Raw genomic sequence first — 11,006 nt, forward strand, 5'->3', positions numbered from 1 at the left:
ATTCATTAAGTTTAGAAGAATTTGATAAAAATCATTCGGCATTATTCGAATTAACTGAACACAAATACAAAAAAATAGAAAAATAGTAGATGAAAGGATTCCATCTACTTGACTAAATAACACGATAATATCCTAAAAGAAACAAATCCTATGTATTTTAGTTAAATTTAAATAAATATGCTTTAAAATAAGTTATAAATAACATAAAACTAGAATAACTTAAAAAATAAGAAAAAATACACAAGGAAATCTATACAATTCCTTGTGCGAGAATTATGTGGAACCGCCCTACTTTTTAAACAAAATTAATCCAATCTAAATGGATATGTTCCAGTTTTCTCAAATTCTAATTCTAACCATCTTTTAAGTATTGGTTCAGATAAATAGTAGGAATTATTTTCCAAAATCACTAATTCTTGGTGTTGAAGATTAACTAAAGGTTTACTAATTGAACCAGTAGTAACATTTAGTGTTTTTGCAATTTCATTTCTTTTTAAAGGCCCATCGATTAAAGAAATTATAATGTATTGCTCTCGAAGTGTTAATTTATCCCACATTACAATTAAGTGAGTGTTAATAACCTTGATTTTATCTTCAAATTCAGATTTTACTAGATTTTCATCCAATTCAATATCCTTTGGAAGCAATGTTGCAAAAATATTAACATATGCCGGAATTCCAGAAGTGCATTTATAGAACCTATCAAATCCCTCATCAGTAAATTTTAGATTTGGAGCCTCTTGTGTTAAATATGATTTTACTGTTTCTTTGCTGAATGGAGATATGTTAATTGTAAGCATTCTACCTCCAAAAGCACCCCTTTGACTTGCGATTTCAGAAATCAATTCATCCTGCATACTCATTGATCCAGAAAAAACATAGGAAATATAATTTTGATTTTGTATATAACTTCTCAATTTCCATAAAAATGATTCCTTGTAATCATCCAATTCCTTAATAATTTGGAATTCATCGATGAAAATCAACACTCCTTTTATTTTATCGGAATTGTTCTCATGAATCTTTTCAGGTAATGTTAAAACAAAATCCATTAATTTTTCAACATTGGTTTCACCGCCAAAAATAGGTATTGGAAACTTATCAAGCTGTATGAACTCTTTGATTTTAAAATCATTTACTTTAAAATATTTCTCTATCTTCTTATCCAAAGTATTTAAATTCTTATTTTTTGCTTCAATTAGAAATTCTTTAAAGAAAAATTCCAGAAGCCCCACTACAGACATGTTTCTTTTTTGATAACATTCTGCCTTGGAAAAATTGATATATACCACCAAGTAATCATCATCCAATTCCTTTTTAATTTTTTTAAGAAATACCGTTTTTCCAACACCTCTAAGACCAGTCAATAAAATTTGTGGCGCATTTCCATTAGATGTAGTATTTAAAAGGCTTTTAAGATTGTCTATTTCTGCAACCCTATTGTAAAATTCATCTTCACGAAGATTTTCCCTAGTTCCCCACGGTATCATATACACACCTCAATTATTATATATCACTAAATACAATATAAAGTTATTCACTAAGAGAATAAGTATTCTTCAGTAGAATAATTATAAAAGTTATTCACTAAGAGAATAAGTATTCCTTATTAGAATAAAACATAAAGTTATTCTATCAAAGAATATGATTTAAAAAAAATATAAAAATTTTTGAAGTGCGACTTTGCACAAAAACACAATGAACCTACCAAAAACACCCTAAAAAAATTAAAAAATTAAATCGATTAAATACTTTAAAACAATTAAATCAAATAAAAACAAGTTAATTTTAAATTAATAAAACTAAAAATAGTTTAAAAATTAAATAAAACTGAAATAACTTAAAAAAAGAAAAAATAAACAAGGAAATCTATACGATTCCTTGTGCGTTCATAGCGTCAACAACTTTCTTGAATCCTGCAATGTTTGCTCCTGCAACATTGCGAAAATGGTTTCCATAATAGTTTGAAGTCTGCCGTCAACTTCTTCGAAAGTCCATGATAATCTTTCTGAGTTTTGAGACATTTCAAGAGCAGAAGTAGCTACACCACCAGCGTTGGATGCTTTACCAGGTGCGAATAATACGTCGTTTTCTTGTAAGAATTCGGTTGCTTCAATGGTTGTTGGCATGTTTGCTCCTTCAGCAACTGCAAGTACACCGTTTTCAACTAAGGTTTTAGCATCTTCTAACTGCAATTCGTTTTGGGTAGCACATGGAAGAGCGATGTCACATTTAATGGTCCATACGCCTTTACCTTCATGGTATTCAGCACTTTCTCTTGCTTCAGCGTATGCGGTTAATCTTTCTCTTCTTACTTCTTTAACTTCTTTTAATAATGCAACGTCGATTCCTTCAGGATCATAAATCCATCCGGTTGAATCGGAACAGGTTACAGGTTTTCCGCCTAATTGTTGAGCTTTTTCAATTGCATAAATAGCTACATTTCCTGCACCTGACACTGCAATGGTTTTACCTGCAATGTCAATGTCGTTTGCTTTTAACATAGCGTTTGTGAAGTATAATAATCCGTATCCGGTAGCTTCAGTTCTTGCAAGGGAACCACCGAATGATAATCCTTTACCAGTTAATACTCCTTCGTATAATCCTCTAATTCTTTTGTATTGACCGAATAAGAATCCAATCTCACGACCACCTACTCCAATATCTCCTGCAGGAACATCAGTATCAGCACCAATGTATTTGCATAATTCAGTCATGAAACTTTGACAGAATGCCATGATTTCTCTGTCGGATTTTCCTTTAGGATCAAAGTCTGATCCACCTTTTCCTCCACCAATTGGAAGTCCGGTCAAGGAGTTTTTGAAAATTTGTTCGAAACCTAAAAATTTAATGATACCAAGATTTACAGATGGGTGGAAACGTAATCCGCCTTTGTAAGGTCCGATTGCACTGTTGAACTGTACTCTGTAACCGGTGTTGACTTGTACCTGTCCATTGTCATCTACCCAAGGAACACGGAATTTGAATTGTCTTTCCGGATTGGTTAATCTTTCAAGAAGTGCATTTTTTCTGAATTCATCTTCGTTTTCTTCAATTACAACCCTTAATGATTCCAATACTTCGCGTACAGCTTGGTGGAATTCAGGTTCTGAAGGGTTTTGTTCAATTATGGTTTCAATTACTTCATCTACGTATGACAAAAATATTCCTCCAAATAAAATTTGAATTAAATTTATTATATCATTAAAGTCTTAACAATATAGTTAATTATTTGGATTTTATAGTATTTAAATATTTTTCAATTTTTAATAAAATATTAGAATATTATTCATAAAATTTAATGTTTATCTTAAACAAAATATACAAAATTGCAAAATTATTATTTAATTTAATATCCCTTTTAAGATAATAATTCAAAATGTCTAATTAAAATTAAAATTTTTGTACAAATCGGAAAATGATTGCCACCATAAAAATTCCGAAGCAGTGAAAAAATCAAATGTCCAAAAAATCCGACATCACATTCCAATATTTCGAACAAAATCCCCTCAGAAAATAAAAATATTAAACAAAATTAGATACAAATAAAAAAAGCATAACTCTTTATATACTATAATTAACAATATAATCTACAATAAATAGTAAAATTTTAAAATTGATATACAAAATAGCAAATGGTGATAGAATGACCGCAACTAAAATTCCCAAAAGTCATTATGACGCCCTAAAAGAAAATTACCTGACAAAAAACAGAACAATGTTTTCATTATATGTCGAACTGAACAGAGAAATTGAAGTGTCAAAACATCTGTTTTTCCAACTGATAAACAGAATACGTCAGGAAGAAGGTTTAAATCATTATTATAAATAAAAAAAAGAATTTGGATGAATTATCCAAATTAATATTCGACATGATACCTTAAAATTGCAGCTATTCCACCAAAAGCTCTGAAAAGCTGCATGCCCTCATCGGTTTCGGTAGAGATGAACTCAACATTGGTACTCATCTCTTCAGCCTTTTCCACAAAGTAGTCAGTTAAATCAACTGAATCTTCTTCTTTTAAAAGTTCATTACAGTTAGGGCATCTTTCTTCAATTTTATCCGCTTCGGATTGAGTTTTGACTGTAACTTCTTTGGCAGTGCCGCAGCTTGGACAGACAAACCTTTTACGCATTGCAGTTAAATCTTCGGATAAAAGCAAAGTGTCCACTGCTCCGATAGTCAGATTGTTTCTGACTTCGTCTTCACCATAGGAAGCAAGTCCCTTATCATTAGTTAATTCCTTCAAGAATTTTTGAACAGTTTCCTTTTCATGAATAACATCAAGATCACTTAGGACTCCTGAGGACTTTTCAATGACTTCACGAATACCAAAATCACCAGTATATGAAGTATCTTCAATAGCCAATATTTTTTGTTTAAGCTCATAGTTGAGATAATCCCCTTCTGCAAAGTCGTTTTTGGTAAAACCAGGTCCCCCGATGATGATTCCTTTCAAGTCATCTTTAAGAGGTAAAAAGTCATCGTTCATGTGGTCTCCGATACGTTTTAAAAACTCGTGAGCAGCCTGTTCGATAACCCTGTCGAACCTTCTCTGGGATTGTCCTCCCGCTTTGTGCTTTCCAGGAACACCACTTGTAATATGAGTTAAAATATTGATTTTTTTACCTTTCATTGATGCAATGGTAGCTTCCCTTCTGTCAATTACCGCTACACCATAGGTATCCCTCTCTTCAATCATATATTCGAGAGGTTCTAAAAAGAATTCATTGTTACACTTATACCAGTATGTTGTAACCGGTTCAAGAGGTTCCAAAACGTAAGTTTCCATCTTTTCTGTTCCAGGACCACCTTTAGGAATCATTCCGACAAACATTACCAGACCATTTTCAGGAGGTTGTTTGTATAAACGAATTCTTTGTAAGATTACTTCAATTGCAGACTGTACGTTTTTTCTTGTTTGTTTACTCTTGATGTTTGCACTCTGACCAAGCTCATCCCTCATGTGCTTACCAACATCACTTAATTGTTTGTCAGGTGGAATATAAACGGAAACAAGCTCAGTACCTCTGCCTTTCTTTTGTGCCAATTCTTTTAATATTTTTTTAAATTCGTACAATTCTTTTGATGATACTTCAGCCATGTAAATCCCTATAAAAATTAAATTAATATAATAGTAATAATTATCTTTTTAATAATATAAATAAGTAATGAAAAAATAGCTATTTTGATAAAATTTCATCGCCGAATTTATTAAATAAATTCAAATCACCCTCTGAAATGGTTTCGATTTCAAGCAAATCCATGCCGGTTATATCAATTATTTCACGGCCGAGATGGACATATGTGTCAGGATATTCATTATATCCGAATATGTGCCAGATGACATCGCCGTCAAAAACCATTTCAAGATACCAGTCATATCCTTCCAAATCATCAGGGTCACGTTCTATGGATTTTCTGTGATAATCATCAAAAATCCACATGTAGACATGATAGCGTGAAAGCAAATCCAGAATTTTATTTTCAGCATCAGATGTGAGCTCACTTTCAATGTATCCGTCAATGCAGCGATTTTCAAAGTTTACAATCAGACGTGGATTCGGCATTTCATAAGGATACGCCCTGTAATGGCCGAATTCCATACATTTGAGCTTTAATTTCTCTCCGTCAAGATAAACACCGTCACTTCTGATGTCATAAAAAAGAGGAGTTGCAAGCTGCATTTGGTAGTTCAAATGCAATACATCAAACCCAAAGCAATCCATGAGGATTTTGCCGAATTCTTCCCAGTTTTTCGGGAAGTTATTCTTGAAGCTGTATTCAGCGAATCCGTCGGTTGAATAGATAATCACTATACAGGAATAGACAAGTTCAATCTTTTCAAAGTAGTTGAACTGCTCGCTTTCAAAATCCTCAAATAAATCAAGCTTGTTAAAATCATGCAAAAATCTGTCAGCCTTTTCAAAGTCAAATGTTCGGATTTCACTTGTCATTCTGCTTCTAAGATCCACTAGAATATCAATCCATGAGTCATCGCAGAGAGGACTTTCAGAAAGGAACTTGTCGCCGCTTCCCCTTTCGGAAATTTTATAATAGCCTGCATTGTTTAAAAAGTCAATCGTGAAACATTCATAATGCCTGTTTAGACGTTTGAAGTTGAATCTTTGAGTGATTTCTATTTTTTCAATCATCACATATACTATATTTTACAAGCATAATAAAATTAATTAAAAAAATATATAAACCTAGTGTTATTAATTATATTTAAGTGATAGTATGGTTTTTAGAAGATGCCCACAATGCGGTTCAACAAGCGATGATGCATATGGATTTTGTATAAAATGCGGACATGAATTTCCGGAAATTCCAAAAACAGAAGGTACCTGTCCATTATGCGGTTTTCAAAATCCAGAAGAAGCGGATTTTTGTGTCAAATGCGGAACACCTCTTATCTTTAAAAACCAACTGGAAAACAACAGCATAATCAATCCTGTAGTCATCACCAAAACAGTCCCAAAAGCACAGGAAGCCCCGAAAAGAACCACATTCCAAACAATCATGGTAATTTTTGGATATCTGTTTTCAATACTCGGAGGCCTTCTCGGACTGATAATTGCAATATATCTTGTAACCAGAAAAAATCCTAGCCTTAAAAAACACGGTTATATTCAATTGGCAATTTTCATCTTCTACATTGCACTTATAATCATTTTATATGCAACAGGAAACATTCCAGGAGATATCATTGCGCAATATCGCCAGATTCTTTCCGGAAACATAACTTCATTGAGACTTTAGATATAAAATCACGGCATCCTCTCCGCTTTCATAATAGTTTGGAACAACCCTGTCCTGTTTAAAGTGGAATTGCCTGTAAAATTCTATAGCGCCCTTGTTGGATGCTCTAACTTCCAGATAAATTGTATCTGAAATCAAAAATAAGATGCTTATGGCCTTAGCTAAAAGCTCAGTCCCATAGCCTTTTCTTCTGTAATTTTTATCAACTGCAAGAGATATTATATGACCCTGATTTTCATATTTGAGCCAGAACATCACATATCCGACCACATAATCATTAACTTCAGCCACCAAAAAGCCAATACCCATTTCATATAACTCCTGAAATATTTTGATGCCGTATGACTGGTCAAATGACATGTTTTCTATTTCATAAACTCTTTTTAAATCAGTAGGGCGAAACTTTCTTACAATCATAATAAAATAAATTATAAAATGCAAGGTATTTAATAGTTTGTATGAATTAATATACAATTGAGGATGAAAAATGTGGAACGATTTTAGAGATTACATTTTAAGTGAAATTCAGGATAAACCAACAAAAATAGCCGAAGTAGGTGTTGGAAAATTCAGCATGATTGCTGATGAGTTATCAAAAAAAGAAAATATCACTCTAATAAAAACAGACATAATGCCTGCAGACGATACTGTAGTTAAAGACGATATTACCAATCCCAATTTAGATTTATACAAAGACACAGATATTATCTATTCAATCAGACCCCCAAGTGAACTTCAGCCACATATTGTTAAGCTTGCCCAGACAGTAAATGCACAGCTGATTATAAAGCCACTTACAAACGAAGATTTAAATACCGGCAGAGTTAAAATGAAATTAAAAAATTTCAAAAAAGCAAGTTTTTACATATTAAGGTGATGTTATGAGTGACATATTAACCAAATACAAAACATCGGCTGACGGACTTACCCATATGGAAGTTAAAAAAAGACAAAGCAAGTACGGTTTAAACCAGATTGAAGAAAAAAAGCCAACTCCACTGATTATTTTATTCCTGTCACAATTTGCAGACATTCTAATTGCTCTTTTAATTATTGCAGCCATTGCATCTTTTGCAATTGGCGATGTTATTGATGCAGGAGTAATCCTTTTGGCAGTTCTTTTAAACACAATTATCGGATTTATTCAGGAGTACCGATCCAGAAAAGCTGTTGAAAGCCTTAAAAATCTGATTACCAAAACTGCAGTTGTCAAAAGAGATGGCAAAACTGAAGAAATTAATGCAAAAGAACTGACAATCGGAGATATTGTTATACTTGAAGAGGGAGTTAAAGTACCTGCAGATCTGATTTTAATTGAAAGCAATCGCTTAAGCTGTGATGAATCCCAGCTTACCGGAGAGTCAGATGCCGTTAAAAAGGAATCCGATGACAGCATTTATATGGATTCCAATGTGATTACCGGTAACGGAGTTGGAGTTGTCAGCAAAATTGGAATGGATACCGAAATCGGTAAAATTGCCGGCATCGTACAGGAGGATGATGAGGAAACACCACTTGCAAAGCGTGTCGGAAAGCTTGGAAAAATTCTCTCTGCAATAGCCATTGTAGTATGTATTGCAATTTTTGTTTTGGAACTTCTTAAGGGAATTCCTCTTGTTGAAACATTTATGACAGCAGTTTCACTTGCAGTTGCTGCAATTCCGGAAGGCCTTCCTGCCGTTTTAACATTGACACTGGCTTTGGGAATGAGCGAAATGGCAAAATCAAATGCTATTGTCAGAAAGCTTCTCTCAGTTGAAACATTAGGTTCATGTACAATCATCTGCAGTGACAAGACAGGCACATTGACTGAAAATAAAATGACCGTAGTAGAGAGTTTTTATTTAAATAATGACAAAACACACCTTATTGGTAAATTATGTAACAATGCGGCCATAAACGGCGAAGATGTGATTGGAGACCAGACTGATGGAGCCATTTTAAAGTATTGTAAAGACCATGACTGCAGTCTTGAAAGAATTGATGAAATCCCACTTGACAGTAATCGTAAAATGATGACCACTATACATAGATTAGACAGTGAAAAATATATTGTTTTATCAAAAGGTGCTCCAGAAATAATTTTAGATAAATGTAAATACATAGATGATGATGGAAGTATCAAAATCCTTGACGATAAAATTAAGCAAACACTACTTGAAAAAGTTGGAGAAATGAGTGGTCATGAGTTAAGAGTAATCGGATTTGCATATAAAATCAGAGATGAAGATGATGATGAGCAAAACCTTACATTCACAGGACTTTTAGGCCTGATGGATCCTCCTAAAAAAGATGCGAAAAAAGCAGTTGAAGACTGTATAACCGCAGGAATAGACGTTGTCATGATTACAGGAGACCATGAAAAGACAGCATGTGCAATTGCAAGAGACCTTGGAATTCTTACAACAGGAAGAGTTATGACAGGAGCAGAACTTGAACAGCTCTCAGAAGAGGAGTATCTAAAGATTGCAAGAGAAATTCAGGTATATGCAAGGGTAAAACCATCACAGAAAATGAAAATTGTTGAAGCACTTAAAAAATTAGACAATATTGTTGCAATGACAGGTGACGGAGTAAATGACGCTCCTGCACTTAAAAAGGCTTCAATAGGAGTTGCAATGGGTGACGGAACAGACGTTGCAAAAGAAGCTTCAGACATGATACTTCAAAACAATGACTTCACCACAATCGTCAAAGCCATAAAAAGCGGAAGAAAAATTTATGACAACATCAAAAGATTTGTAAAATATCAGGTTTCCACAAATGTCGGGGCAATACTGACAATAGTGGGAACATCACTTTTAAATTTGCCTCTGCCTTTTAACCCTGCACAGCTATTATGGCTTAACATCGTAATGGACGGACCGCCGGCACAGATGCTTGGTATTGAAGGAGCCGAAAAGGACATTATGCAAAGACCTCCTGAAAGAGGAGACATACTGACCAAAAACACACTTCTCCAGATATTGTTCCTGGGCATTGTAATGGCAATAGGAACAATAGCCGTATTCAGCTGGGAGATATATAATGGAGTAGATACAAGAAAGGCAATGACAGTTGCATTTACATTGTTTGTAGTTTATCAGCTTTTAAATGCATTCAACGGCAGGGCAAACTCTGAAAAATCAAGCAAATACCTGTATCTTGGAATAATCATATCATTTTTACTTCAGCTGTTAATATTATACATTCCGCAGCTTCAGATAATATTCAGAACAACTTCCATAGGAATTACAGACTGGATTATAATACTTGTTGTTGCATCAACAATACTGATAGCTCAAAAGATAATGGATAAAGTGATAAAATGAAGATTTTTTTACTTGGAGGCACAAAGGATTCGACAAACATAATAACACATATTAAAGAGAATTATGATGCATTTATCCTGACCACAACCACCACTGAATATGGTGCAAGGCTTGCAAAGGAAGCGGGAAGCGACGATACAATAGCTCGCCCCCTTCTTAAAGATGAAATTGCAGACATAATAAAAAAAGAAAATTTTGATATTCTTATTGATGCAACACATCCATTTGCAGAGCATATCACAAACACATCAGCCACAATAGCCCGTGAACTGAAAATTCCATATATTCGCTTTGAAAGACCTATCACCAACCTTGAAAACATTGACACATCACACATACATTATGCAGAATCATTTGAAGATGCAGGAAAATTAATAGCAAGCGATTTCACTCAAGGAAATGTACTGCATTTTGCAGGAGCCAACACCATGGCAGATATTGTAAAACATGTTAGTGTTGAAAGATTCTATCCTCGAATTTTAAAGGTTGAAAATTCAATCAAAAAATGTGAAGCGCTGAATATTGATCCGTCACATATCATTGCCATGAAAGGTGCTGCAACAAAAGAGGAAAACATTGATTTGATTGAAAGGTATGATGCAAGCGTAATGATAACAAAGGAAAGCGGTGAAATCGGAGGGGTTGTTGAAAAAATCGAAGCTGCAAACGAAATGAATATTGCAGTAATAATGATAAAACGGCCAAAAATAGAAATGTTAAATAAAAATGACATAGTAAACGATTTAAAAGAGTTTGACAAAAAAATAAAAAGTTTTTAAAAAAATAGTTAGAATAAAAACGCCGAGACTGGGATTTGAACCCAGGCGAGGGAAACCTCACAGGATTTCAAGTCCTGCGCCTTACCAGACTAGACTATCTCGGCATATGAAAAGGAATATTTAGAAGGATTCTAAATATTTATCCTTTAAGTT

General features: G+C 33.7%; 9 protein-coding genes, 1 tRNA gene and 1 pseudogene. 5 read left to right on the forward strand and 6 right to left on the reverse strand.

Annotated elements, in window-relative coordinates; all coding sequences use genetic code 11:
- Nucleotides 1–305 precede the first annotated feature (305 nt).
- Nucleotides 306–1,490 (reverse strand): ATP-binding protein, encoded by a 1,185-nt coding sequence (locus tag QZU75_RS06630; RefSeq protein WP_296882468.1) that lies wholly within the window; start codon nt 1,488–1,490, stop codon nt 306–308.
- A 379-nt stretch (nt 1,491–1,869) separates the two neighbouring features.
- Nucleotides 1,870–3,161: pseudogene (gene gdhA, locus QZU75_RS06635) on the reverse strand (NADP-specific glutamate dehydrogenase).
- Nucleotides 3,162–3,646: 485 nt separating this feature from the next.
- Here gdhA and QZU75_RS06640 point away from each other — a divergent pair.
- Nucleotides 3,647–3,832 (forward strand): hypothetical protein, encoded by a 186-nt coding sequence (locus QZU75_RS06640; protein ID WP_296882469.1) that lies wholly within the window; start codon nt 3,647–3,649, stop codon nt 3,830–3,832.
- Nucleotides 3,833–3,860: 28 nt separating this feature from the next.
- Here the strand turns inward: QZU75_RS06640 and prf1 are convergent, their stop codons facing one another.
- Nucleotides 3,861–5,105 (reverse strand): peptide chain release factor aRF-1, encoded by a 1,245-nt coding sequence (gene prf1, locus QZU75_RS06645; protein WP_296882470.1) that lies wholly within the window; start codon nt 5,103–5,105, stop codon nt 3,861–3,863.
- A gap of 79 nt (nt 5,106–5,184) precedes the next feature.
- Nucleotides 5,185–6,156 (reverse strand): hypothetical protein, encoded by a 972-nt coding sequence (locus tag QZU75_RS06650; protein ID WP_296882472.1) that lies wholly within the window; start codon nt 6,154–6,156, stop codon nt 5,185–5,187.
- An 85-nt stretch (nt 6,157–6,241) separates the two neighbouring features.
- Here QZU75_RS06650 and QZU75_RS06655 point away from each other — a divergent pair, with 85 nt between their 5' ends.
- On the forward strand, nt 6,242–6,763 hold the full coding sequence (locus QZU75_RS06655) for a zinc ribbon domain-containing protein (protein WP_296882474.1): 522 nt from the start codon (nt 6,242–6,244) through the stop codon (nt 6,761–6,763).
- Here QZU75_RS06655 and rimI read toward each other — a convergent pair.
- On the reverse strand, nt 6,749–7,180 hold the full coding sequence (gene rimI, locus QZU75_RS06660; RefSeq protein ID WP_296882476.1) for a ribosomal protein S18-alanine N-acetyltransferase: 432 nt from the start codon (nt 7,178–7,180) through the stop codon (nt 6,749–6,751). The genes QZU75_RS06655 and rimI overlap by 15 nt on opposite strands.
- A gap of 70 nt (nt 7,181–7,250) precedes the next feature.
- On the opposite strand from rimI, the gene QZU75_RS06665 reads away from it, so the two are divergent.
- The 3 genes from QZU75_RS06665 to cobK are packed head-to-tail and all read left to right on the forward strand — an operon-like array spanning nt 7,251 to nt 10,853.
- Nucleotides 7,251–7,640: a UPF0146 family protein gene (locus QZU75_RS06665; RefSeq protein ID WP_296882477.1), complete on the forward strand. Its 390-nt coding sequence runs from the start codon at nt 7,251–7,253 to the stop codon at nt 7,638–7,640.
- Nucleotides 7,641–7,644: 4 nt separating this feature from the next.
- The gene (locus tag QZU75_RS06670; protein ID WP_296882478.1) at nt 7,645–10,074 is read left to right on the forward strand and encodes a calcium-translocating P-type ATPase, PMCA-type; all 2,430 of its coding nucleotides are present in this window, start codon (nt 7,645–7,647) and stop codon (nt 10,072–10,074) included.
- Nucleotides 10,071–10,853: a precorrin-6A reductase gene (cobK, locus tag QZU75_RS06675; protein WP_296882480.1), complete on the forward strand. Its 783-nt coding sequence runs from the start codon at nt 10,071–10,073 to the stop codon at nt 10,851–10,853. Before QZU75_RS06670 ends, cobK begins: the two co-directional genes overlap by 4 nt.
- A gap of 20 nt (nt 10,854–10,873) precedes the next feature.
- Here cobK and QZU75_RS06680 read toward each other — a convergent pair.
- Nucleotides 10,874–10,957, reverse strand: a tRNA-Ser gene (locus QZU75_RS06680).
- Nucleotides 10,958–11,006 lie beyond the last annotated feature (49 nt).

Origin of the sequence: uncultured Methanobrevibacter sp. (assembly GCF_902764455.1) — an archaeon.
In the GTDB taxonomy this organism is placed as follows: domain Archaea; phylum Methanobacteriota; class Methanobacteria; order Methanobacteriales; family Methanobacteriaceae; genus Methanocatella.

Excerpts from the sequence above, each read along its gene's own strand:
- QZU75_RS06630 (WP_296882468.1), bottom strand. The coding sequence starts at position 1,490 with ATGATACCGTGGGGAACTAGGGAAAATCTTCGTGAAGATGAATTTTAC.
- QZU75_RS06640 (WP_296882469.1), top strand. The coding sequence starts at position 3,647 with ATGACCGCAACTAAAATTCCCAAAAGTCATTATGACGCCCTAAAAGAA.
- prf1 (WP_296882470.1), bottom strand. The coding sequence starts at position 5,105 with ATGGCTGAAGTATCATCAAAAGAATTGTACGAATTTAAAAAAATATTA.
- QZU75_RS06650 (WP_296882472.1), bottom strand. The coding sequence starts at position 6,156 with ATGATTGAAAAAATAGAAATCACTCAAAGATTCAACTTCAAACGTCTA.
- QZU75_RS06655 (WP_296882474.1), top strand. The coding sequence starts at position 6,242 with ATGGTTTTTAGAAGATGCCCACAATGCGGTTCAACAAGCGATGATGCA.
- rimI (WP_296882476.1), bottom strand. The coding sequence starts at position 7,180 with ATGATTGTAAGAAAGTTTCGCCCTACTGATTTAAAAAGAGTTTATGAA.
- QZU75_RS06665 (WP_296882477.1), top strand. The coding sequence starts at position 7,251 with ATGTGGAACGATTTTAGAGATTACATTTTAAGTGAAATTCAGGATAAA.
- QZU75_RS06670 (WP_296882478.1), top strand. The coding sequence starts at position 7,645 with ATGAGTGACATATTAACCAAATACAAAACATCGGCTGACGGACTTACC.
- cobK (WP_296882480.1), top strand. The coding sequence starts at position 10,071 with ATGAAGATTTTTTTACTTGGAGGCACAAAGGATTCGACAAACATAATA.